The sequence below is a fragment of the Alteromonas sp. AWM4_230 genome, from assembly GCF_056158305.1.
The window spans coordinates 448,621-472,771 of the sequence record NZ_JBSWTB010000001.1 but is presented as its reverse complement, the minus strand read 5'-3'; the positions used below and the strand labels follow the sequence as shown (position 1 = coordinate 472,771).

Annotated in this window: 23 protein-coding genes and 1 pseudogene; 14 read left to right on the top strand and 10 right to left on the bottom strand. The window is 44.7% G+C overall.

The features are described 5' to 3' along the window. Window positions 1–35 precede the first annotated feature (35 nt). Window positions 36–1,874 carry an autotransporter assembly complex protein TamA gene (locus ACXACS_RS02040; RefSeq protein ID WP_474803451.1) on the top strand — a complete coding sequence of 613 codons (1,839 nt, stop codon included), beginning with the start codon at window positions 36–38 and terminating at the stop codon, window positions 1,872–1,874. Then, window positions 1,871–5,767 (top strand): translocation/assembly module TamB domain-containing protein, encoded by a 3,897-nt coding sequence (locus tag ACXACS_RS02035; RefSeq protein WP_474803448.1) that lies wholly within the window; start codon window positions 1,871–1,873, stop codon window positions 5,765–5,767. Before ACXACS_RS02040 ends, ACXACS_RS02035 begins: the two co-directional genes overlap by 4 nt. A 40-nt stretch (window positions 5,768–5,807) precedes the next feature. Here the strand turns inward: ACXACS_RS02035 and ACXACS_RS02030 are convergent, their stop codons facing one another. Next, window positions 5,808–6,428, bottom strand: a complete 621-nt coding sequence (locus ACXACS_RS02030) for a hypothetical protein (RefSeq protein ID WP_474803445.1) — start codon at window positions 6,426–6,428, stop codon at window positions 5,808–5,810. Next, a complete protein-coding gene (locus ACXACS_RS02025) occupies window positions 6,421–6,927 on the bottom strand; it encodes an RNA polymerase sigma factor (protein ID WP_474803442.1) in 507 nt (168 codons plus the stop codon). The genes ACXACS_RS02030 and ACXACS_RS02025 overlap by 8 nt, the downstream gene beginning before the upstream one ends. Window positions 6,928–7,155: 228 nt before the next feature. Here ACXACS_RS02025 and ACXACS_RS02020 point away from each other — a divergent pair, with 228 nt between their 5' ends. Then, window positions 7,156–7,431, top strand: a complete 276-nt coding sequence (locus ACXACS_RS02020) for a hypothetical protein (RefSeq protein WP_474803439.1) — start codon at window positions 7,156–7,158, stop codon at window positions 7,429–7,431. 50 nt (window positions 7,432–7,481) lie between these two features. Here ACXACS_RS02020 and ACXACS_RS02015 read toward each other — a convergent pair whose 3' ends face one another. The 4 genes from ACXACS_RS02015 to proB all read right to left on the bottom strand — a co-directional run bounded on the left by ACXACS_RS02015 (window position 7,482) and on the right by proB (window position 11,037). Next, a complete protein-coding gene (locus ACXACS_RS02015) occupies window positions 7,482–8,384 on the bottom strand; it encodes a DMT family transporter (RefSeq protein ID WP_474803436.1) in 903 nt (300 codons plus the stop codon). A 9-nt stretch (window positions 8,385–8,393) separates the two neighbouring features. Next, a complete protein-coding gene (locus tag ACXACS_RS02010; RefSeq protein ID WP_474803433.1) occupies window positions 8,394–9,392 on the bottom strand; it encodes a D-2-hydroxyacid dehydrogenase in 999 nt (332 codons plus the stop codon). An 11-nt stretch (window positions 9,393–9,403) separates the two neighbouring features. After that, the gene (locus ACXACS_RS02005; protein ID WP_474803430.1) at window positions 9,404–9,841 is read right to left on the bottom strand and encodes an acyl-CoA thioesterase; all 438 of its coding nucleotides are present in this window, start codon (window positions 9,839–9,841) and stop codon (window positions 9,404–9,406) included. 95 nt (window positions 9,842–9,936) lie between these two features. Further along, on the bottom strand, window positions 9,937–11,037 hold the full coding sequence (gene proB / locus ACXACS_RS02000; protein ID WP_474803427.1) for a glutamate 5-kinase: 1,101 nt from the start codon (window positions 11,035–11,037) through the stop codon (window positions 9,937–9,939). A gap of 193 nt (window positions 11,038–11,230) precedes the next feature. Here proB and ACXACS_RS01995 point away from each other — a divergent pair, with 193 nt between their 5' ends. From ACXACS_RS01995 to ACXACS_RS01980, 4 genes and pseudogenes are all read left to right on the top strand, one after another. Beyond that, entirely contained in the window at window positions 11,231–13,693 is a 2,463-nt protein-coding gene (locus tag ACXACS_RS01995) for a M1 family aminopeptidase (protein ID WP_474803425.1), read from the top strand. Continuing rightward, on the top strand, window positions 13,683–14,267 hold the full coding sequence (locus ACXACS_RS01990) for a DUF6702 family protein (protein ID WP_474803423.1): 585 nt from the start codon (window positions 13,683–13,685) through the stop codon (window positions 14,265–14,267). The genes ACXACS_RS01995 and ACXACS_RS01990 overlap by 11 nt, the downstream gene beginning before the upstream one ends. A gap of 312 nt (window positions 14,268–14,579) precedes the next feature. After that, window positions 14,580–14,999, top strand: a complete 420-nt coding sequence (locus ACXACS_RS01985) for a hypothetical protein (protein ID WP_474803421.1) — start codon at window positions 14,580–14,582, stop codon at window positions 14,997–14,999. Between the two features lie 260 nt (window positions 15,000–15,259). Then, window positions 15,260–16,628: pseudogene (locus tag ACXACS_RS01980) on the top strand (ABC1 kinase family protein). 6 nt (window positions 16,629–16,634) lie between these two features. On the opposite strand, the gene ACXACS_RS01975 reads toward ACXACS_RS01980, so the two are convergent. Together ACXACS_RS01975 and ACXACS_RS01970 are read right to left on the bottom strand one after the other, a co-directional pair. Continuing rightward, the gene (locus ACXACS_RS01975; protein WP_269917869.1) at window positions 16,635–16,943 is read right to left on the bottom strand and encodes a DUF6482 family protein; all 309 of its coding nucleotides are present in this window, start codon (window positions 16,941–16,943) and stop codon (window positions 16,635–16,637) included. A 93-nt stretch (window positions 16,944–17,036) separates the two neighbouring features. Then, window positions 17,037–17,429: a hypothetical protein gene (locus ACXACS_RS01970; protein ID WP_474803417.1), complete on the bottom strand. Its 393-nt coding sequence runs from the start codon at window positions 17,427–17,429 to the stop codon at window positions 17,037–17,039. A gap of 384 nt (window positions 17,430–17,813) precedes the next feature. Here ACXACS_RS01970 and ACXACS_RS01965 point away from each other — a divergent pair, with 384 nt between their 5' ends. The 7 genes from ACXACS_RS01965 (at window position 17,814) to ACXACS_RS01935 (ending at window position 23,165) form a co-directional block, all read left to right on the top strand. Then, window positions 17,814–18,674, top strand: coding sequence for a DUF3014 domain-containing protein (locus tag ACXACS_RS01965; RefSeq protein ID WP_474803415.1), 861 nt, complete (start codon window positions 17,814–17,816; stop codon window positions 18,672–18,674). Continuing rightward, window positions 18,661–19,287: a DUF1285 domain-containing protein gene (locus ACXACS_RS01960; RefSeq protein WP_474803412.1), complete on the top strand. Its 627-nt coding sequence runs from the start codon at window positions 18,661–18,663 to the stop codon at window positions 19,285–19,287. Before ACXACS_RS01965 ends, ACXACS_RS01960 begins: the two co-directional genes overlap by 14 nt. A 211-nt stretch (window positions 19,288–19,498) precedes the next feature. Continuing rightward, a complete protein-coding gene (locus ACXACS_RS01955) occupies window positions 19,499–20,791 on the top strand; it encodes an amidohydrolase family protein (protein ID WP_474803410.1) in 1,293 nt (430 codons plus the stop codon). A gap of 24 nt (window positions 20,792–20,815) precedes the next feature. Continuing rightward, window positions 20,816–21,403 carry a YqaA family protein gene (locus tag ACXACS_RS01950; RefSeq protein WP_474803408.1) on the top strand — a complete coding sequence of 196 codons (588 nt, stop codon included), beginning with the start codon at window positions 20,816–20,818 and terminating at the stop codon, window positions 21,401–21,403. Between the two features lie 170 nt (window positions 21,404–21,573). Then, entirely contained in the window at window positions 21,574–22,035 is a 462-nt protein-coding gene (locus tag ACXACS_RS01945) for a hypothetical protein (protein ID WP_474803405.1), read from the top strand. A gap of 27 nt (window positions 22,036–22,062) precedes the next feature. Then, window positions 22,063–22,245 (top strand): hypothetical protein, encoded by a 183-nt coding sequence (locus ACXACS_RS01940; RefSeq protein ID WP_474803402.1) that lies wholly within the window; start codon window positions 22,063–22,065, stop codon window positions 22,243–22,245. Window positions 22,246–22,361: 116 nt separating this feature from the next. Beyond that, window positions 22,362–23,165 (top strand): DUF1206 domain-containing protein, encoded by an 804-nt coding sequence (locus ACXACS_RS01935; protein ID WP_474803399.1) that lies wholly within the window; start codon window positions 22,362–22,364, stop codon window positions 23,163–23,165. A 52-nt stretch (window positions 23,166–23,217) separates the two neighbouring features. On the opposite strand, the gene tusA is transcribed toward ACXACS_RS01935, so the two are convergent. Beyond that, window positions 23,218–23,478 carry a sulfurtransferase TusA gene (tusA, locus tag ACXACS_RS01930; protein ID WP_474803396.1) on the bottom strand — a complete coding sequence of 87 codons (261 nt, stop codon included), beginning with the start codon at window positions 23,476–23,478 and terminating at the stop codon, window positions 23,218–23,220. After that, a complete protein-coding gene (gene pyrE / locus ACXACS_RS01925) occupies window positions 23,468–24,109 on the bottom strand; it encodes an orotate phosphoribosyltransferase (protein ID WP_474803393.1) in 642 nt (213 codons plus the stop codon). Before pyrE ends, tusA begins: the two co-directional genes overlap by 11 nt. Window positions 24,110–24,151: the final 42 nt, after the last annotated feature.

Here is a 24,151-nt window from a genome sequence, read left to right as displayed (position 1 = left end):
TAAGCCCAGCGTTACCTTAAGGATTTAGCCTTTTCATGCCTTCAACTTGGAGCGGGCTTGCCACTTTGCAAGGCCTATTTTCCCGACAATTAGTGCGCAAAACATCCAAAGCATGCTCTTTATTAGCTAAGGCTTTGTTGTGCGTGCAGCTGTGCTTGCTGTGCACGACATCTTTGGCTCAAGAGTCAATTACCTACGATGTTCAAGGTGTTGAAGACGGGAAGCTACGTAACAACATCCGACTGCATTTAAGCGGACTTGATGTGGAAAAAGCACTTTTAACTGACCCTTATTGGCAAGACGAAGTGGCAGAAGCGGTGGCGACGGCGGTACAACCCTATGGTTTTTACAACAGTGAAACCAAGGTACGCATACAAGAAGGGGACAAGGTCACAGTAACGGTTGCGTTGAATACTCCTCTTACTATCAACAAAGTTACCCGAGAGATCATTGGTGCGGGTCGTGAAGATAAAGCATTTAGAGAGCGTTTTAACTCACTTAAACTCAAAGAAGGTGATGTGTTAAATCAGACCATCTATGAGTCGTTTAAATCTTCCATGTTTAACTACGCTCTCTCAAATGGTTATTTTGATTATTTCTGGCAAGCAACACGTTTAGATTTAGTACGTGACGAAAAACAAGCAAACGTGCTGCTAATTGCGCAAAGCGGGCCTCAATATAAGTTTGGGGAACTCAAATTCGTAGGTGATGATAAAGCTAAAGCGATTATTGAGCGCCTAAAACCTTTTAAAACTGGCGATGCCTATTCATCTTCAGTGTTAGGCGACTTTAACAGACGTTTAAATCAGTCGGGCTATTTCAACCGAGTGATAGCAAGGCCAGTAGTGAGCGACGCAGAAGGTTTACTGGTTCCTGTTGAAGTCTCGCTTCAACACAGGCCTACCGATGCATTTAACGTCTCGGTCGGTGCGGCTACCGATACAGGTCCGCGAGTACGTTTGGGTTGGGAACGTCCTTGGGTAAATGACAAAGGCCATTCAGTTTCATCAGATATTTTTATTTCGGAGCCTGAGCAATCGGTTACCGCCGACTATCGCATCCCGATGAAAAATATCACCCGTGACTATGCCAGTATCGAAGCGGGCTATCAGTTTATTGAGTACGCCAATACCTCTTTTGAAAGCGAAACCCTTTCTTTGTCAGCACATAGATACACCCAACAAGACGGATCGCCTTGGCAACATGATTATTCAGTAACCTACCTTAGAGAGACTTACGATCAGGGGGACCTTGATACAAATACCACCTCGTTAGTTTTACCGGGCTATTCACTCACCTACCGAGATAAAGACGACGAACTAAACATTGGCAACGGCACCTATGTTCAAGTGCTGGCTCAATATGGCAAAGAGGGTTTTGGCTCAGATATTGACTATGCTAAAACTGCCGTTGAAGGCATGTTAATTCGTACATTCGCTAATAAGCATAGAATAACTTTACGCGGCGAAATTGGAGCAATTAAAACAAATTCTTTCGATGATGTACCAGCTTCACTTCGCTTTTACGCTGGAGGAGACCAAAGCGTTAGAGGGTTTAAATTTCGTGACTTGTCGCCGAAAGCAGATGTTATTAACCCAGAGACTGGCGAGCTTGACCTTGAATCTATTGGCGGAAAGTACTTAGTCACATCAAGCATAGAATACGCTTACTCAATTGCAGACAACTGGCGAATAGCCGCTTTCGTAGACGCGGGTAAAGCAGCTAACGATATAAGCGATTCACTCGCTTATGGTATAGGCCCCGGGGTTCACTGGCTGTCACCTATTGGCCCTGTAAGATTATACTTAGCCAGAGGGCTATCAAAACAAGGAAATGATTGGCGCATTCACATCATTTTAGGGCCTGAGCTATGAGAAAACGTACTCTTTCGGCCATTCTGCTCTCACCTATACTGCTATTGGTTGCCATTTACGCGCTACTTATTAGCCCATTGGGCGGCCCAATGGTAAAACTTATAGCGAATAGCTTTGTTACAAACCTTTCCATTGATGATATCGAGGGAAGTTTCGCCGATACCCTCGAAATACGCGATTTAAACTGGGAGAACGCGCAGTGGCGTGTGTCATCGGAGTATGCCTATATTGATATAACGTGGCGTTGTTTCTTTGAACCAAAAGTCTGCGTGAATGAACTCACGCTTGAGAATGCCAAATTAACGCAACTCGCTGCTGCTCCTGAGACTGATGAAGAAACAGACGATAGCTATGAATTTTCTTTGCCTATCCCTATTGAGGTAGGGTATCTAGCGCTTGCGAATATTAACGTTACGCTTCTTACCACAACCGTCGAGGTTGAGGAGCTAGAGCTTACGGATTTCAGCGGTGACCAGACGCTGGCTCTTGACAGTTTAGCCACGAAAGGGGTTCGTATAGCCCTGTTAGAACAAAATACAAACTCACCGGCAGCAAATACGGCTTCTCAAGCTCAGTCTTCCACGTCAAAACAGACGCTTGAACAAAGCGCTGATAAAACAGCAGGGCAAGCGACTCCAGATGAAGAAAGCACCTTGCCTAGCTCTTACTCGCTTAGCTATGAAGTACCTGAATTACCAACAATTACCGCTCCTATTCCCGTATCGCTTGGTACTTTATTGGTTGAAGATTTACACTTTACACAAGCTGGTAGCACACAACAAATAGCATTGATCTCGCTACTTGATGCGCAGTTCAAAGACAGTGATATTGCCATTGAAGAAATGGTCTTCGCACATGAACAAGGGGAAGTAAAAGCAAAAGCGAGCGCCACCCTTAGTAGGAACTTCCCGCTAAGCATTGCAGCTAGAGCAAAGACACTCCTTGATGATGCTCCCCTTACCGTAAACTTAAACGCATCGGGAGCACTTGATGACTTGGCCCTTACTCTCAACACAAAGGGGGCTGTAAACGCAGACGCTAATTTAGCGGCAAACGTTCTTAATACCGAACTCCCCATTAAATTTACTGCAAAGTGGCAAGAGCAACCCATTCCAACAATGGAAAACGCCACGTTAAAAGCAGGTACGCTGTCACTTGAAGGCACTATGGGCGATTACCTGCTAAAAGGCGCCGGTGCAGCAACCTTGCCAGACATAGGCAATGTGCCTGTATCACTGGATGTTGTGCTTAAAAAGAACAATATCTATGTCAATCAGGCGAATATTGAGGCGCTAGAAGGTAGCTTAGTCAATACAGGTACCCTTTACCTGAACGAGAGTATTGCTTGGGAGGGAAAAACCACGCTTTCAAACGTGTCTGCACAGCGTTTCAGCGCTTACGCACCTGAGAACTTAAGCGGCCAGATAGAGAGCATTTTACAGTACTCAGAGCGTGGCGGGCTGCATATGAGCTTTAAAGATATGCAGGTATCTGGCGTGCTACAAGGTGAACCACTAGAAATAAAAGGCAACGCCGTGTATGCCGGCCCCAGTGACTTATTCGTTACTAACGTAAACATTGTGCAAGAAGGGGAAAATGAAAAGAACGTTATTCGAGCTATTGCACAAGTCTTAAACAAGCGTCATTTAAACGCCGATATTACTATTAACGCCAACACAATAAATAATCTTTACCCAGAAGTATCCGGTGCGATAAATGGTAAAATATCTGCCTCTGGTCCGTGGCAAAATCCACGAGCCAACGGCACATTAGATTTATCCGACATCACTATATCTCCAAATTTAAATGCGTCTGCGGCGCAGCAAGGGCCATTGAGCGGCGAGATAACACTAGATGGCACTTATAAAGACCACAAAGCTCGGCTAGACCTTTCTGTGCCCGATAATCAAGTCGCCTTCAGCCTTAAAGGCGCATGGTCAAACAATCACTGGGTAGGTGAAATAAGCGATACCCAGCTAGAGCTTGCTAATATGCAATGGGTGTTATCAAGCCCGTTCACGCTTGATATAGGCACTGCCCCTGTTACGGCCAAAATAGGCCAGCACTGTTGGACATCGCGACGCGAAGGAGAGCTATGTATCTCGAACGTGAATTACCAAGACAGCAAAGCAAGTTGGGATATTAAGGCAACGTCACTGCCTGTGGGGCTGTGGGCAAATGAACTAGTGCCGACCATGGTTTCAGCGCCCTCTGAAGCGACGTTGAGTATTCAAACAATAGGCAGCTATTCACAACAAGATCCTATTGACGCCACTTTTACCGCGTCAATGAGTGCAGCCCCGTGGCAATTAGGTGAAACCAGACCATTAACGCTTACCATTAACTCGTTTGAAACTAGCGGTAAAATAAAACAAGGGCTGCTGGAGTCTACTTCACTGATCTCTAGTCAAGATATCGGTGATGCAACACTTACGTTAAACACCCGACCGTTTGAAGAGGAAATACCTTTGGAAGGTAAGTTGGTAATGGAGGGACTTGATGTAGCGCCACTGAAACCTCTTTCTCCCGCTATTCGCACCTTAACAGGGGTGCTTAACGGTAATATTACCCTTAGCGGTTATGTCGATGACCCATCTCTAAATGGCGAACTTACGGTTTCTAACGGCGCAATAGATATTCAAGATACGCCAGTCACCTTAGCTGACTGGAATCAGAAAGTAGTTCTTAGCGACCAAACTGCAGCGCTTGATGGCAGTTTTATACTCGGTGGAGGTAAAGGTACGCTAAAAGGTGAACTCGACTGGTCATCAGAGCCTAGCGCTAACTTTAAGTTAAAGGGCAACAGCTTTGAAATAAGACAACCAAACATTCGCCTTAAGGTATCGCCTAATATTGATGTTGCCGCAACTAAAGAGAAGGTCGATGTTACAGGCGATATTAATATTCCGTGGGCCCGAATTGAGGTAGAGTCCCTGCCTGAAAGTGCAGTTTCACCATCAAAGGACGTGCACTTGCGCGGAGAACCAGACAAAGAAGAGCCACTGGATATTGTTCATGCTTCTGTGCTGGTTAATATTGATAAAAACAAAACAGAAGAAGTAAAGCTTGAAGCCTTTGGCCTTACAGCTAGCTTGTTCGGCGGTATACGCGTGAACACTCAGCCGGCGTTAGTTGGCTATGGAGACCTGCAAATAATAAACGGTCGCTACAGCGCCTATGGCCAACAATTAATAATTCAAACCGGCGAAGTACAGTTCAATGGCCCAATCGACCAACCGCTGTTGCTGGTAGAGGCTATAAGAGACCCGGCGAAAACCGACGATGATGTTATAGCGGGCATTCGTATTGACGGGGCCGCTGACGCACCGAGCATCAACCTTTTCTCTGAACCCTCTATGGACCAGCAGGGCGTATTATCTTACTTATTAACAGGGTCTGGACCAGATTCAGGCAGTTCAGCAGATCCTAACTACGCAGCTCTGCTATTGGGCTTTGGGCTTTCGAACACAGAAACCCTTACTGGCCAGTTAGGCAGTGCTTTAGGCATTGATGACTTTAGCCTAAGTACCAATGAAAACTTGCTTTCTGTTACCGGCCAAATCAATGACAGGCTCTCGGTGGAATACAATGTGGACGTAGGCATAAAAGATAACGATGCCAATAGCACCTTGAGACGTCGACAGCTACCACCTGACTTGGCGCTTAAATATCAGTTACTACCGAGCCTGTATTTAGAGGCAATCCAAACCACACTGGAAGACCAATCAGAGTTTGCCTTAGACCTCTATTATGAGTTCTTTTTAGGTGATAACAGAACTCGCAAAAGCGATAGCGCTGATGACGACAGTGATGATACCGATGAGGCCGATAATAATTCAGAATCATCACAGAGAAGCAACGCTGATACCTCAAGTGCTAGCAAGGACAGCTAAACGCTCTGTGTTGATGCTTTGATTAGTTAGGCTCTATTTTTTAGCGCTGCTGCGCCATACTTTCTAGCGTTTTGAGTTGCCGCTCGAAGCGCTTTTGTCTTTTGTGTGCCCATACATACCACACTAGCATTCCGATACTAAGTGTTGTCATAACTATCGTCATCTTGGTGATTTTCTCTGGCGCAGGGTCACCGAAAAAATAACGTTCCAACAAGAAAGCATATCCAAAGAGCACTGCAGTCCACGTTGAGTGCTTAGTAATGAAGGCAATCTTCACGTTATTTTTAATTTGTTTAGTCAACTGAATGAGATGATCAGCGGTTTGCGTATCTTTTGAAAATGCAGCCACTCTTCTTAGCCATAGCTGATAGACAAGCAGGGGAAGAGCAGTAATAAGCATAAATATAAACATTGCGTGAGCGACAAACGTAAATTTATCCCAACTGTTAATAAGAAAATAAATCGCTGGGACAAACGCTAGCGAGTCTATCACCATATACCAACGCTGTTTTATTCGCTCGCTACGCAAACTGGACTTTACTTCCTCAACATCGATAGTCGTAACTGGCTGAGTTTGCCATAGCGCAGATAGGGCCTCGTTTTGTTCGTTACCTGCTGATATTGGCGGCGTCTTTTGATTTTCTTTATCTGAATTATGCATGCGGTTGCTCCTGCATGATATTTTGCTTGGCGCGTTTTAATATCACACCAACATGGTTTTTTGTCAGACCACATACGTCTGCTATTTCGTCGTAACTTAAGCCTTCAAGAGAGAGGGTAAGCACCTGCCTTGGCTGCAGTGGCAAGGATCGTACAGCGTGCAATAGGCGTTCTAAAGACTGATGGTGACTAGACATTTCTTCTGGAGAATGCGTGTTACTCGCGTACCCGTCAGAGCCCGTATCATCGTGTTCGTATTGATGAGTATCAATACGCTTCACTTGACTTGCTACGTGAGTCACAGCGCGGTTGTGGGCTATTTTCAAGATATAGGTTTTTACGCTGCTATCGCCTTTAAAGCGAGACAGTCCTTGCCAAACTGCAATAGCAATTTCTTGCAATAACTCTTGCTGCATCGCCTCGTTTGCCTCATAGCTGTTAGCTACACGGCCAAGTAGTGCTCCGTATTGCGCAAAAACATCTTCAAAACCCTGCCCCAAGGTTACATCCCTAATAGCAAAAACTGTTGTTATTTTATTGTGTTACTTCTATCAGTCTGCCCACACCTATTTTTATTACAAACTTTTTTCGATGAAGCTGTAATTTTTTTGAACAGCTCACGACTACTCAACAAAGACAGGAAATAAAACACGAAGTAACGGGCGGTGAGGACACTTCCCCTAAAAAGCTTCAACTTTAAATGCTGAAATTTAAATGAGGAAAACACTATGTCTACGTTAAGTTTAGTTTTGTTAATTGGCAGCATCACGTCGCTTGTGCTTTTGGCAAGCTACTTAGACGCAAAATTCCAGTGGCGATTGAACGACTGGATGAACGGCGAGTGCAGTAATCCTTTTGTAAAAGCCGTGACCGACAAACAGCAGCAGCGCTTAGAAGAAAAAGATGCGCAAATTAAAACTTTAATGAAGCGTATTGAAACCCTTGAAACCATCGTCACTGAGCCTGCTTACGAGCTAAACAAGAAAATCAATGCACTTAAGTAAACGTGCTTATCAGGAGTGTTGATTTAATGCATAGTAGGGCTCAGCAGACCCTAGCTAGATACGGGTGGGCGACGCATAAAGCGGGGAACTTTTCCCATTGCAATGGCGTTACCCACCAGCACAATTACTACGCCAAGTACTGATAACACGCTCCAAGTGTAACCTTCAAAAAATGTAGAAATAACCAGTGCAACCATGGGGTAGACCAGCACAACGTAAGCTGCCTTGTCTGCGCCCATCTGCTTTAACAGTTTCATATATGCGCCAAATGCGAACACAGAGCCAAATATTGCCAAGTACACGAGTGATAAATAAAACTCAATGTGGGTAGGTATCTTTAATTCTCCAGGCATAGCCAGCGAGGTGATAAAAAGCAGCGCCATGGCGTAGCTCATGGCATAGAAATTCATTTGAATAACAGGCGTCCCCGAAGTCAGAATACGCTCGGAAATAACGTTGCCCGTTGAGGCACAGAAAAAGCTGACAAACGCGATGGCAAGACCGGTGGCAAGCGCTGCGTCCATGGATACTTTTGAAAACTCAGGCACGAATAGACACACAATGCCCAGCAAGCCAAAGGTGGCCCCAACCACCACTTCTTTTCTTATGGGCTCTTTTAGCCACCAACGGCGAAGTACAACGTTGATATAAATAATGCAGGAACTCATAAGCGCCAATAGCGCGCTAATAATATGCGCCTGTGCAATATACAGCAGCGTGTAATTCAAACTGTATAAAAAGAGACCTACTGCCGCCATCTTCACATGAACGTGCAGGGGAAGTTTTAGCGGTAAACGTTTAATAACACAGTATGCCCCTAAACAAGCCGACGCTAAAAAGTAGCGAAGCGCTATGGCAAACGTCTCTGATGTGTGTCCGATTTGATAGGTAATTGCTATCCAAGTCGAACCCCAAATCAGGCAGCACAGAGCAAATAAGGTCGCGTTATTCATCGCCGTGCTTTAACCCAAAAAATCTTTTAAATGGACAAGGGCTTTATCAAGCAGTTTTTGCCTTGCACTATTACCAATCCAAGCATTATGTGGCGTTACCAGTAAATTAGGTAACGGCTCCTTTAGTAATATGTGATCAGCGGGCGGTGGCTCTACGCTAAGTACGTCTAAGCCTGCACCACCAATCTTGTTGTGTTTAAGCGCATGGTAAAGCGCCTCTTCATCAACCAGCCCGCCACGAGCGGTATTGATAAGAAAAGCCGTAGGCCGCATCAATGACAGCGTATCTGCGTTAATAAGCTTTTCGGTATCTTCAGTAAGTGGGCAATGAAGGCTTATCACATCAGCACTGGGCAAAAGGGACGAAAGGCTAGGGCGAGGGTCGTCTTGTTTACCGGGGCGAGCAGCAATACTCACTTTCATCCCCATAGCTTTGAACAATGCTTCTACACGCTTACCAAGTTCGCCGTGACCCACAATCACCGCGTGTTTACCTGCAAGTTCAATCACTGGGTGATTAAGTAAGCAAAAATGAGAAGAAGCGGACCATGCCTGATTATCCATATCACGCTGATATGCCACAAAGTTCGTAGCCAAGTTCAGCGCTAAGGTTAAAGCGTGCTGCGCCACACTATCAGTGCCGTAGCCCTCTACATTTTGAACAGTAACACCCGCTTGTTTACAGTAATCATGGTCGATATTGTTCGTACCAGTAGCCGTTACACCAATATAACCAAGCTGTTCTGCCTGCTTTAGATCTTCAGCTTTTAGCACAACTTTATTGACTAAAACCGCATCGGCTGCTCGAATACGCTCGGCAACTTCTTCAGCACGAGTCTGCTGATAAAGTGTGACGTCGGCATAAAGACTATCGAGTACAGAAGTATCAAGGCTGGGTAAATCCATTGTTTCAGCGTCTAGGAAGACAACTCGTTTTTTTTGACCGTTGCGCGACGATTGCGTTTGGTTACCTTCAGTTTTATTGTTTAAAGCATCGTGTTTTGTCATTGTCGATAGGCCTACATTACTTCCACAATAGATTCTAGCGCCGCTTTCACGTTTACAGGGATCGGAATAGCTTTATCGGTCTTCCTATCTACAAATACATGCACAAATTGACCATGGGCCACTCGTCGCTTGTTATCACCAGCATACACAGACAACCCATAGGTCACTGAACTTCGACCTACTTTTATTACCCGTAGCCCCACAAAAATGTCTTCTGGGTATGCCGCCGGAGCGACGTATTGGCACTGACTGCTTACCACATACGCAACGGTTTGCCCGTTATGTATATCTAAATTGCCTTTCTCAATCAAAAAGCGGTTTACCGCGGTATCAAAGAAACCGTAATACACAACATTGTTGATATGACCATATGCATCATTGTCTTGCCAGCGGGTGGCAATAGTGACGTTATAAGGGTAGTCGGCAAGTGTCGGTGTAATATCAGTCATGAACAATCCTTGGCATATACATTTGGGTAAGTGTTGTTGCCCAAACAGTGAACAAATATAGCGCCTAAGCGCTATATCGTATTTCAATGATAGTGCTATGAATAAAGCACCATATCGTCACGGTGAACGGCAACATCGCTTGTTTCATAACCTAACACACTGGCGATTTCTTTCGACTTTTTCCCTTTTATTAGGGTTAAGTCTTTTGCGTTATACAAGCAAAGACCTTTAGCGATAATTTCTCCATCGCACATCACTTCAACGGCATCCCCTTGTTCAAATGAACCGCTCACATTCACAATACCCGACGGCAGCAATGACGCGCCTTTTCTTACTAGCGCCTCTTTAGCACCAATATCTACTTCTATTCTACCAGCGGTTTTAAGGGTGTGAGTAAGCCAAAGCCTTCTGGCGCTGGCCGGTGTGCTGCTAGCAGTAAACAAAGTCCCTGGTACCTTACCTTCAAGTAAAGCATCGAAGGTTTCGCCTTTTCGCCCATTAACGATAAGTGTTTGGATACCACTACTGGTGCACTTGTCTGCCGCTTCAATTTTCGTACGCATACCGCCAGTTCCTACCGCAGTTCCAGCGCCACCGGCAAGACCGTAAATGGTGCTGTCTATTTTATCTACCTGTGGAATGAGTGTCGCGTTGACGTCTTTTCTTGGGTCTGCGGTAAATAAACCGTCGATATCTGAGCAGATAATGAGGGTGTCTGCTTGGGCGACCAGGGCGGTGTAAGCACCCAAGTTATCGTTATCACCTACTTTAAGTTCGTTGACAGCTACCGTGTCGTTTTCATTCACAATAGGTAACGCATTGTGATTCAAAATTTCGCGCAATGTATTTTTAATATTTACGTAGCGGGTTCTATCGCGCAGATCATCCGCCGTTAACAATACTTGTGCACAAGGAAAGTCGAAAAAGCGCTGCCAGTTGGCCATCATTAAATTTTGACCAATCGCAGCCATGGCCTGCTTCTCTGCAATAGAAGCGTTGTGGCGAACTTTAACTTGGCTACGACCAGCAGCGACACTGCCAGATGAAACCAAAATTACTTCTTTGCCAGCCTCTCGGCTTGCGGTAATGAATCGAGCAAGAGATAAAAGGTAGCGTCCGCTACACCCATTGCCTTCAGGTGCAATAAGGGCACTGCCAACTTTTATAACAGCACGTTGCCAATTAAAACAGTTCATAGGGGGAAGAAAAAAGATAACAAGAGCTTAAGAATACGACAGTTAAAGCGTATAACAAAACGTTCTGTTACAGTTTTTTTGCGTTAAAACATGGTTAGTTTACGGTCAAAAAATTGGATTGTGTGTGCCATGCTTATATACTAGCGAGTGTTATCTTATAACAATTCTAACTTACAAGTTGCAAGGAACCTGCATGAGCACCGCAAAACGACACCTTTTCTGGCTAGCGCCAGTGTTGTCTATGCTGATTTCTCTTCCTAGTACCGCCGCTATAAAACAAACAAAAGGCGACTTTGAAGATAAATTCCGTCAGCTAGATGAAGTACTTCCTACTCCCAATGTTTATCGCAACGCCGCTGGTGAGCCTGGTCATCAATACTGGCAACAGCAAGTAGATTACGATATCGACGTAAAGCTACTTGAAGACGAGCGCCGTATCGAAGCAAGCGAAGAAATTACGTATTACAACAACTCGCCCGACACCCTTAAGTACCTTTGGGTTCAGCTAGATCAAAACAAGTTTCGTGACGACTCAATGTCTGCGCTTACTACCACTTTCGGTGGCATTGGTAACCGTGGACCAGGCACGCAAGCAGCAAGTGGCAATACGCCCGCTAAATTAAGCATGGGTGCACTGCGCCGTCAGCAGTTTGTTGACGACAACGAGCTGGGCTACACCATTTCTCGCGTTGAAGACAAAGCGGGCAATGACTTACGCCACACCATTGTCGGTACCCTAATGCGGGTTGACCTAGCTAAGCCACTAAAGCCGGGCAGCAAAGTAACCTTTGATATCGACTTTGCCTTTAATATTGTTGAAGAAGATGCGGTTTCAGCACGTGCAGGTTACGAGCACTTCCCAGATGACGAACGTGAAGGCGGCAATGATATATTCTTGCTAGCCCAGTGGTTTCCGCGCCTAGCGGCATACACCGATTACGAAGCATGGACTAACAAAGAGTTCATTGGCCGTGGTGAGTTCACCCTAGAATTCGGTAACTACGAAGTAGATATCACGGTTCCGGCTGATCACATCGTATCCTCAACAGGTGTGCTGCAAAACCCGAAAGACGTGCTTACCAAAACACAACGGGATCGTCTAAAAAAAGCAGAAAAAGCTGACCGAATCGTATTCATCGTTTCGCCAGAAGAAGCGATTGAAAACGAAAAAGAAGGCACCTCTAAGCTTAAGACTTGGACCTTTAAAGCGGATAACGTACGTGATTTTGCTTGGGCCTCTTCGCGTAAGTTTGCATGGGATGCACGTGGCTATCAGCAAGGTGGTGACACTCAGCCGCTTGTAATGGCAATGTCCTTCTACCCGAAAGAAGGTGGTGAGCTTTGGCAGAAGTATTCAACAGAGTCAATCATCCACACTATGGATGTTTACAGCCGTTTTAGCTTCGATTACCCCTACCCAGTAGCCCAATCAGTAAATGGTCCAGTTGGCGGCATGGAATACCCCATGATCACCTTTAACGGCCCGCGTACAGAACTTCGTGATGACGGTTCACGCACCTACTCGCTAGCTGAGAAACGCTTCCTAATTGGCGTAGTTATCCACGAAGTGGGCCATATCTACTTCCCTATGACAGTAAACTCTGATGAGCGTCAGTGGACGTGGATGGATGAAGGTCTTAACAGCTTCCTAGATGGCGTTGCCGGTCGCGAATGGGACCCTACGATTCCATGGGGTGTAGAGCCGCGTGATATCACAGGCTACATGAAGTCTCAGACGCAGGTTCCAATTATGACGCAGTCTGACTCGGTACTTCGCCTTGGCCCAAATGCTTACACCAAGCCAGCAGTAGCGCTGAATATTCTTCGTGAGACGATTCTTGGTCGTGAGCTGTTTGACTTCGCATTTAAAGAATACGCACAGCGCTGGATGTTTAAACGTCCGACGCCATCTGATTTCTTCCGCACTATGGAAGAGGCTTCAGGTGTAGATCTAGATTGGTTCTGGCGCGGTTGGTTTTATACCACAGACCACGTAGATATTAGCCTAGACAGCGTACACAAGCTGCGTTTAGACACTGAAGACCCAGATATCGACTTTGCTCGCGAGCGCGAAGCGGAAATGGAAAAACCTAAGTCACTTACCGATATTCGCAATAAAGAAGAAGGTAGAAAGCTGTGGGTAGACCGCTTTGAAGATATCAGTGACTTCTACGACAAAAACGACCGCTATACCGTAACTAACAAAGAGCGCAACAAGTACAAGAAATTCCTTGATAAGCTTGAACCTTGGGAGCGTAAAGCCTTTGAACGTGCGGTAAAAGAAGACAAAAACTACTATGTGCTAGATTTTAGCAACAAAGGTGGTTTGGTAATGCCGATCATTCTTGAGCTAGCCTTTGAAGACGGTACGAAAGAAGAAATGCGCATTCCAGCAGAAATCTGGCGTCGTACACCTAAAGCCGTTAGCAAGCTTATTGTGACTGACAAAGACAAAGAGTTGGTAAGCGTGACGGTTGACCCGCATTGGGAAACAGCGGACGTAGATGTGGAAAACAACCACTACCCACGTCGTATCATTCCTTCGCGTATTGAAGCGTATAAGAATAAGCCGCGTAACACTTACGAGTACCGCGACCTTATGCACGATTCAAAGACCGAGCTAAAAACTGACGACGAGGATAAAGATGACGAATAAGTTGTCTTTAGCCCGCCTGCTGCAGAGCTCTCATGCTCTGCTTGCAAGCGTTGGTGGGTTAGCTATTGCGGCTGCCCTACTAGTTAGCGCAATGTCGTTCAGCACGACTGCTCAAGCGCATCAAATAAAAGCCGCGATTACAACGGTACTGTTCAACCCTAGAACAGAAAATATTGAAGTGATGCACCGCTTTAATTTGCATGATGCTGAGCACGCGGTTAAAGCTTTGTTCGACAAGCATGCAGATATTATGGATGACGTTAAAACGCAGCAGCAGTTTGCCGATTACGTCGCCCATCACTTTGCGATTTTAAACGCGGCAGGCGAATCGTTAGAACTTGCTGACGTGGGCTTTGAAGTTGAAGGTAAGCACTTTTGGGTTTATCAGGAAACTGCTGAACCGCCTGTGCTAGAAGGCATTAAAATTCGTCATGATGCATTGCGTGACTTGTGGCCGAAGCAAGTGAATACGCTAAATGTAGAAGGCAAGGGCAATATTAAAACCCTCACCTTTGCTGATAGCGTAAATCTGCTGGAAGTGAGCTTTAAAAGTCAAAATAGCGACCATCACTAATATTTAGCTGAGTAACTTGTGAAAAGCCCACCAGCTTTCATCGTTGATCGATGGTGAATGCTGGTGGGCTTTTTTAATGACTAACTTTTTAGTTCCCTAATTCGAATACCCCTGACTCAAATGCCCTTTGATTCGAACTGAGTTGGCAAATACCCATATCGAATGCACAAAGATCCGCTCTTTACTCTCCGTATAAGAAGTTTTACTCCATGATGTCGATGTGAGACCGAAGTCTTATAGTCATAGCTTAAGGCATGCTCTACCTTATCAGTAGACAAATACGTTACTGACACCTAATTAATGAGGTATATCATGACCGATAGCGCTTCAGCACCGTTGCCTTCACAGGTCAAGAAAACCCAATCAAGAAGTGAGCGCCGCGCTAGAAAAATGCGTACTGCTAACGCAGCAGAGCGCGCTGAACAAAAGGTAAATGCAGAACTAACCCCAGATGCTAATTTAGCAAAGGGTAAAAACAGCAATGCGTTCGCAGATAAGAAAAATATCATGTGGGTGCTGTTGAGCGGTGCCATGGCACTGACATTTATCGTAATGCTATTTCTGCCCGATACAGGCATGGGCGGGGGCCTAATATCAACTTATTCTGCAATGCTATGGTGCGGATTCTTTGGTGCTGCGCTTTGGCGTCACAGAGCAGCAAGCGGATGGGCTGGGTTTGCTTATGGCAGTGTCATTGGTCTAGTGCTCCAATTTATTTCTCAAATCATCTAAATATATAGCACTGTGTAATCCGCACACTTATGCAGTGCTCAATCTTATTTTTACATCTCTTCCTGATTCTATAATCTCAACACTACTATCAAGCAATTCATTTAGTTATTTGGCGATTTATGGCTCTTATACCCGATCCAGCCATCGTACTTAAATGTATAAAGGATTAAATGTATAAAGGGTCAGAGTACTTTTTAAGCTATGCTTTAAACCATAAAAATTAATATTCCTTTCCGTCTTCAATAAAACAGAGTGAACCTATGGCAGAGAAGCCGACTAAATCTTCCGAGTCGCCAACCCGTTCAAGTAAGGCTGTACCCTCGTCTCGTTTATCGCGTATAGGTCGTTTAGGTACGTTAGCAGGTAGGATTGCAGGTAACGTGGTTTCTCAGGGCGCAGGCCAGCTGCTAAAAGGTGAGAAGCCGGTCCTGATCTTCGCTGCTTTTAACACCAAAGAATATTTCAAATATTGCCGATCAGCTTGCCAGTATGCGTGGCGCAGCAATGAAGCTAGGGCAACTCATTTCCATGGATGCGGGAGACTTTTTACCCGAAGAACTCGCCACTATTTTAAGGCGATTGCGGGATGATGCAGACCCAATGCCTAAAGACCAACTAATAACAACGCTGAATCAATCTTGGGGCGAGAAATGGCAAGACGATTTACTTTATTTTTCTTTTGCCCCTGTTGCCGCAGCTTCCATAGGCCAAGTTCACAAAGTTATTACTATGGACGGCAAAATGTTAGCGGTAAAAGTACAGTACCCAGGCGTGAAGAAGAGTATTGATAGCGATGTGGATAACGTAGCAACACTTATAAAGCTTACGGGCTTGGTGCCAAAATCATTAGATATAGGCCCGCTGTTGCAGGAAGCCAAAGCGCAGCTTCACCAAGAAGCGGATTACGAACGAGAAGCCGATATGCTAAATCGTTACCGCAACCTAGTTGAGGCCGCTGATATCCAAGGGGAAGAACAAAGCGCGTTTATTATTCCAAAGACCTATGCACCGCTTACCACAAGTACGGTACTAGCCATGGATTTTATCGAGGCGAAAGATTTGGATGTGCTAATTGATGAGCCTCAAGAAGTTCGAGATGCCGTGATGACAGCGTTAATGACGTTGTTTTTTAATGAAGTTTTCCACTTTAAGCTGCTGCAAAGCGACCCTAACTTAGCCAATTATCAGTTTAAACCTGATACCAAGGAAATCGTGCTGCTAGATTTTGGCGCTACTCGCGAAGTGCCTGAAAATATATCTCAGCAATACCAAACTTTACTTAAGAGCGCCGCAGACAATGATAAAGCACTGATGCAGCAAGCTGCATACAATATCGGGCTTATTGATGACAGTCATTCTAAAATGCAAGTTGATGCAGTCATAGCTATAGGCATGGAAGCCTGCGAAGCTGTTCGTTTTGAGGGTGCTTATGACTTTGGGAAAAGTGATTTAATCGCAAGACTTCACGAAAAAGGAATGGCGCTTACAATGGAACATAACTTTTGGCACACACCGCCGGTCGATGCGCTCTTTATACATAGAAAGCTCGGAGGTTTATTTTTGTTAGCGAAGCGGTTGCAAGCTAAAGTGGATATGCGCGAGGCCGCGGGCAACTGGCTTTGCTCTTAACAAGGTTTAGTAGGGCAGTTCCATACTAAAAGGTAAGGCCATCTGCTCTTTGCTTTTCGGCGGGTTACCTATCATCTCGTCGTACGGTGTATCGTGCTTCATTACAGCCTGCTGAACGCGACAATGAGCGAACGCTTCACGAATGTGCCCGGCACTAAAAAAACGCATTGGCTTGTCTTTATTGTCGTAAAGCATACCGCTTTGTTTATCGATAGTCAGATAAACCAAATAGACGTTCATTTCATAAGACTGAACTTCTAAGTAATCGATAACCGTCGGCGACTCTTCAATATCCCGAAAATAAAACTTATGCATTTTCCTACCTCATGAAATCAGCGTGCGCATTACGCTCGCCCTGCTTGATTGTATGTACATTGATTTTCAGGACGAGATAATGACAGTTATACGCTATGCGAGGTTTTCAGGTTCATTCACAAGATGAAGTGGAGGGCGGTGATTTTTATATCGCACTGCATTGGCTAAAACCAACAACGAAGCAATAGAAAAAACGGTGTACACAAGAGCAGCTACCCCCATTCCAGTTGCTATCCATAACAGTGGGAAAACCAGCAACCGAGGCCCTTCTACAGCAAGTGCAACTTTTGCTCTCGACAAGATAAAGCCATTTTGTATGCCCATAACAACCACGGTTATTACAGTAATTAGTTGATGATGCGGTGGCAGATTATGCATATTCAAAAACAGGTAAAGCATTATCCCTAGTGCAATAACGTATTGTATAGCGGTGTACCGTGTAACGGCTCGGTGTAACTTTGGATGATATGATTTGAATTTACTCACGCTTACTATCCTACAAGGGCACATTTAGGTAACACTGGGACTTAAGGACTCAAAATGTTAGTTAATTACTGTAAATAGCAGTGCTCTAGCATTTGCTTTTCAATGATTAATCAACACATTAGTACACAAAGCTCCAAATGTTAAACAATTGTTTTAAAAATTACTTTCACGTTTACATTGTATGGCGAACTGGAAGATCAAAAAAATGGGGAGTTCCCACTAATTTTTGGATGAAAACAAATCGGAAACTGTCTTTTAAACGTTAAAATCTGTTCAGAATAAGGAATTTGAATTTTGAGGGAACATTTCTCTTGATTGATTTTCTAATTTTGGGTGTTATCTCTGGTAGTATTACCGAAAGGATATTTTTGTAGCGGAGTCATTATGAGCGAATCGTCAGAAAAGAAATCGTTAGGCCCACATTTTATTATTGTCGGCATCCTTCTTATCGTTATTCTGGCTGTAGTTTTCTGGCCAAGTGACGAAGAGCCTGAGCCAGTCATTACGCCTGAACCTGAAGTGACCGAGCCGGAAGTCACAGCACCGGAAGAGCCAGAGATTTTTGAACCTACTCAACCAGCACCCACCGTTGAGCTTGAAGAAAAAGACGACGTTGAGCCACTTCCAGAGCCCGTTGAGCCTGATCCAGAGCCATTAGATACTAGCGATCCAGCAGTCAAAGCGTCATTAATTGAAAGTTCTTCTGCAAATGAAGAAACCGTAAACCGTATGCTGGTTAACGAAGGTCTTATCCAACGCTTTGTTGTCTCTGTAGCTAATCTCGCGAATGATGAGATGGCGCCAAACCATCAACTACTTACGCCGCCAGAACAAAACTTCCGGGTTTATTCTCAAGCGGGAAAACAGTGGATTGATGCTGCAAGTTATAAACGATATACGCCCTATGTAGATATGCTGGAGTCGTTCGATAATGAAGCGCTGCTTAATATCTACGGTATTTATAAAGACGATATCCAAGCGAAGTTTGCAGAAATTGGTAGTCCAGACCAAGACTTTAACAGCGTATTGCTAAACGCCATCGACCAGTTACTTGATACACCAGAAGTACCTGTTCCTGTTGAGGTATATACAGATTCGGTAGCTTATAAGTATGCAGACGATCGTTTAGAAAGCCTTAGTGAGCCGCAAAAGCAGCTACTGCGTACCGGACCAGACAACATGCGTCGTATTAAAGCGAAACTACGCGAATTGAAAGTTTTGGTTGAAGAGCGTGGATCTAACTAGGTTTCAACATCAGCTTAAGGGCACGTCTTCAAAAGCGCGCCCTTTGCCCCCCGTTGACCAATGGAATCCAGATTTTTGTGGTGATATTAATCTGACGATAGCCCTTGATGGCCGATGGTTTTACGAGGGCAGCCCTATAGGTCGGGCAAGCCTGGTCGAGCTTTTTGCCTCTGTTCTGAAGCGAGAAGGCGATAAGTACTTTTTAGTGACACCTGTCGAAAAGGTAGGGATCACTGTTGAAGACACGCCCTTTCTCATTACCCAGTGGCATATAGAAAAGAATAAATGCGGCAAGGCGAGTGAAGTTGAGCAAGAAGGTGAATCTGCTAGCGGCAGCACCTATGTGTTTACTACGCAAACCGGCGACGTTATTCGCTTAGAGTGCGCAGATCAGCTAGAACTTCGAGTTCCACCAAAAGCTATTCAGGACCCCCAGGCAACACCCATTCCTTACATTCGCGTTCGTAGAAACCTATGGGCAAGGCTACATCAAAACACTTATTATCAGCTGTTAGAACAAGCCGAAGAGTCATCGGATGGTTCGAATACGCAATTTAGTATTCAATCTAGCGGTACGACCTTCGTATTGGGCGAAATACTTCAAACGCCCTAATTCGCGTTTTCTATTCTCACGTTACTGATGGATAAGCAACTTATGGTTACGCTACTAGTGTTGCACAACTATTTTGCTTCTGTAACTTGCACTTACTATTAAAATATTTGTCACCATCAACATGTCTTTAATAGCACTTTATTTTGCGTTATTTCTTTGTGTGCATTACATTCGATGTAGTCTATAAAACAATCAAAAGAAGACCTACATCATGAAAAAGCCTTTGATCACCCTTGCGATTACCAGCGCACTAATCTCATCACCTTTTTCTACGGTTGCCGATACCCTCATACACGCGGGAAAAGTGTTTACTGGCACCTCAAAATCACTTCAAGAAAAAATGACCATTGTTATTGAAGGCAACAAAATAGCAGAGATAAAGAAAGGGTTTGCTAAGCCACAAAAAGGCGACACCGTTATAGATTTAAGCGCTTCAACGGTTATGCCCGGTCTAATGGATATGCATGTTCATTTATCGTCGCAACACGGCGGTCCGCAAACCTACTTAGAACGTTTTTCACTTAATGAAGCCGATTACGCATTGCGTGCAGCAAACTACGCAGAAATAACCCTAGATGCAGGCTTTACCACAGTGCGTAACCTAGGTGATGGCTATAACGAAACAGTGGCTTTAAGAAACGCTATTGCGAAAGGTTATGCTACCGGCCCACGTATTTACACGGTAGCTAAATCTATTGCGACTACAGGCGGACACGCTGATCCAAGCAATGGTATGTCTCACTTGCTTCGACCAGATGTAGGCCCTAAACAGGGTGTAGTTAACGGCGAAGTGGAAGCCCGCGAAGCAGTACGGGCCCGTTATCAAGATGGTGCTGACCTAATCAAAATTACTGCAACTGGTGGCGTACTAAGCGTAGCCAAAAGTGGCCAAAACCCTCAGTTTATGACCGACGAATTAGAAGCGATTGTCGATACAGCAAAAGATTACGGCATGACGGTAGCTGTGCATGCTCATGGTAAAGAAGGCATGAAACGCGCAATAGAAGCAGGAGTAGATTCTATTGAGCACGGTACCTACATGGACAATGAAATTCGCAAGCTAATGAAGAAACACGGCACCTATTATGTACCTACTATATTGGCTGGGAAGTTTGTAGCAGATAAAGCCAAGATTGATGGTTTCTTTCCTGAGCTGGTTCGCCCTAAAGCAGCAGCCATCGGCCCCTTAATTCAAAATACCTTTGAACAAGCGCACAAAGCGGGCGTAAAAATTGCTTTTGGTACAGACAGTGGTGTATCGGCCCATGGCGATAATGCACAGGAATTTTCTTTAATGGTTGAAGCAGGCATGAAACCCGCTGACGCACTTCTTAGTGCTACCGTTAATAGCGCAGATTTACTGGGTATAAGCGACATTTTAGGTACGTTAGAACAAGGTAAGTTAGCAGATATTGTTGCTGTTCAAGGCGACCCGCTTGACGATATATCACTTATGGAAAGCGTGTCTTTTGTGATGAAAGACGGGGTAGTTTACAAGCAGTAAAACAATAAAAGTGGTAGAGGTTACATGGCACTAGGTAAAAAGGTTAAGCACAAAACCAAAAAGCTTATTGACTCTAAACATATGTTAAAGGGCATTACCTTAGCGTCATTTTTAGAATCGACCATTGTTCCTATACCGCTTGAAGCTGTTATGGTGCCGTTAATGCAAGCTAGACGAGAGTCGCTATGGAAAATTGCATTAATGGCTACCGTGGGCTGTGTGATTGGCGCTGTTTTCGGCTATGCCCTTGGCTATTACCTTCTCGACCTTGTTGGCCAGTGGGTTATTGATACCTTCTTTAGTCAAGATCAGTTCGACAGCGTTAAACAACAAATGCAAAATCAAGGCTTCTGGTTTGTGATGACGCTAGGCATTGCGCCTATTCCTTTTCAAGTGGCCATGTTAGCTGCTGGCGCCACCCAATACTCACTCCCGCTATTCCTTTTAGCCACGGTTATTGCCCGCGCTATTCGCTATTTTGGCCTTGCAGTAGTGGTGTATTACGCAGGTGACAAAGCAGAGCAACTTATAAAACGCTACAAGATGAAAGCCGTGTTTGCTATCACGCTAGTGGTAGTCTTACTGTGGTGGCTGTCTAATATGCTCTCCTAATTGAAGAGCCTTTCGATTTGAGGGCGCTAAAGCTATCAAAATAGCATCAACCAAATCGTTTGAGCTCCCCCTAAATCCCCATTTCAAATTACGCTAATAGATTTTTTGAACTTTACATTTGATAATGATTCTTATTTGCACTAATGTTATAAAAAACAGGAGGTGCTTATATGAATGTTCAACGTTTATGCCCAGTTTACAGAAAGTGGCTACAGCTAAACCCTTCAAGCGCACGAGAGCATCGCTTAGCAATGCAGGCACAAACGCAGAAAGCCCATCAACAGGGTAAGTTGGATTATGCCAGAGAGTTAGGTTATCAAGCCTTTGAAGCGGCTAAAGCTATTCTCAACGCGCTGCAGCCCACATCCTCTCGAAAAGTGAGCGCTGTGCAAGAAGATGTACTCGCGTTTGGCACTATGGGCATGTACTTATCTTCTTTACTTGCTCAAGAGCATAAAAGACAAGAATCTCACGCAATTTTGCAGGAGTGCCAACAGCAGCTAATTGCCATATTGCCTTTGCATGCCACTAACCCGTCTGTATGTAGGCTTATATCCGCCATTCAGCACACGCTAGAGCAAACCTACGAACCTCAAATTAGCAGACAGCTTGCCTCTGTAGCTCTGCATTAAATCAAACAGTTGAAGGAGCAAATGATGATGTCGAAACCAATCCCAAATGAAGACGGCTTTGTCTCTTTAAGTGTGAGAGCATCTGTACTTCAAAAGATGCTCAAAGGTGAAGTTCTACATATGACAGATGTTCACTGCAATTGTGCTCACAGCAAACGTACGCTTCAAAACTTGCTGCTAAAAGCCGTTGCAGATAGCTCAGAACGTTAATCTGAAACGCTAGCTCACAAGCGTAAAATACAGACGGGAGCAAAACGGAACATAACTTGATACAGGATAAATAACTAAGTCGTTTTTATTTTGCAATTAAGCTATGAGAGGACACCGTGGAACCTTCGTCTAAATGGAAAGAGATAACCGCTAGAGCGGGGTATAGCGCCAAAACAGTCATGTACGTTATGCTTGGTGTCTTCATTCTTACATCTGTATTTACTGCGCTTAACCGTGAAAAAGCCTCTCAGTCCAATGTCTTTCTTACACTTAAAGAGCAACCACTCGGGCAGATCTTATTAGGCATTCTAGTTCTTGGCTTAGCATGCTATGCCTGTTGGCGTTGGCTTCAGATTTTTATTACCGACAAATCTGACGACGACAGCTGGTTCATTCACATCATAAATAAGCTGTTCTTCTTTATATCAGGCTCGTTCTATTTTGTTGCTGCTTACGCGGGAGGTAAAACCTTATTAGAAATACAAAGTAGCTCATCATCGCAAGGGAGCGGAAAGAAAGTGAGTGAATTTCTAATGCAATACGAGTGGGGACTGTGGCTTGTAGCCGCGATCGGGCTTTGCATCATCATATTTGCCATTGTGCAGTTCAAACATGCTTACACTGCTGACTTTCTAAAGAAATTTTCACTACACGCTTTAAATCAGCGCATTAGAAAGAGTGTGAAAGTAACGGGTCGCCTAGGGTATACCGCAAGAGGGGTCGTTTATTCCTTAGTAGGTGGCTTTTTTATCCTTGCCGCCATATTAAGTAACCCATCCCAAGCGGGTGGATTACAAAAAGCACTAGAAACCTTGATGAAGCAGCCCTTCGGCCCTTATCTCATTGCCGCAGTAGGCGCAGGCTTTGTTATGTTCGGCCTTTATTGTGCGTTAGAGGCGAAATACAGAAAGGTAGAGTAGGAAATTTAAATGGAAGGCGCTAAGAGCCTAAATTTGAATGATAAAAGGGCGCTTAAGCGCGCCCTTTTTTAATAACATATTGATAAGGCAAGGTCTCTGTTTGAGACGCTACCAACGTATGGTCCATAAAACGGCAAAAGCTAGGAATATCTCTTGCCGTTGAGGGATCGTCAGCCGTGACCGATAAGGTTTCCCCATCGGCCAGCTTACGAATATTTAAACGCACCATCATCACTGGCTCAGGGCAACGTAAACCTAGCGCGTCTAAATGCTGAGTTGCCGCGCTGAAGGCGCCATCAAAATCAGATGCCATAGTTTTCACGGTAGGCGTTAATGGCACTGATTTCATTTTCAAAACCGCCTTTCTCAGTCAGATAAGCCACCACATCGGCCAGCGATACGATAGAAATCACCTGAGTGCCAAAATCACGTTCTACTTCTTGAATAGCTGACAGTTCACCATTACCGCGCTCTTGTCTGTCTAATGCGATCAATACGCCAGACAAACTTGCCTGCTGCTGTTCAATTAATGTCATCGATTCACGAATAGCGGTACCCGCTGTGATCACGTCATCCACCAGCATAACCTTGCCTTCTAGTGGGCTGCCAACTAAATTGCCGCCTTCACCGTGGGTCTTTGCTTCTTTACGGTTGAAGCAATAAGGTACGTCAAGGTTGTGGCTATCAGCCAGTGCAACAGCGGTAGTCGTCGCAATAGGAATGCCTTTATACGCTGGACCAAACAGTACATCGAACTCGACACCTGCATCCATTAGCGCATCAGCGTAAAAACGCCCTAGCTTGGCCAAATCGCCGCCGCGATTAAACAAGCCTGCATTAAAAAAGTAAGGGCTAACGCGGCCAGACTTTAAAGTAAATTCGCCAAATTTTAGTACGCCACGTTCAATGGCAAACTCGATAAAATCACGCTGAAACGCTTTCATGATGACCTCTTAATTACTAACTAATACGTAGGCGTTAAATAC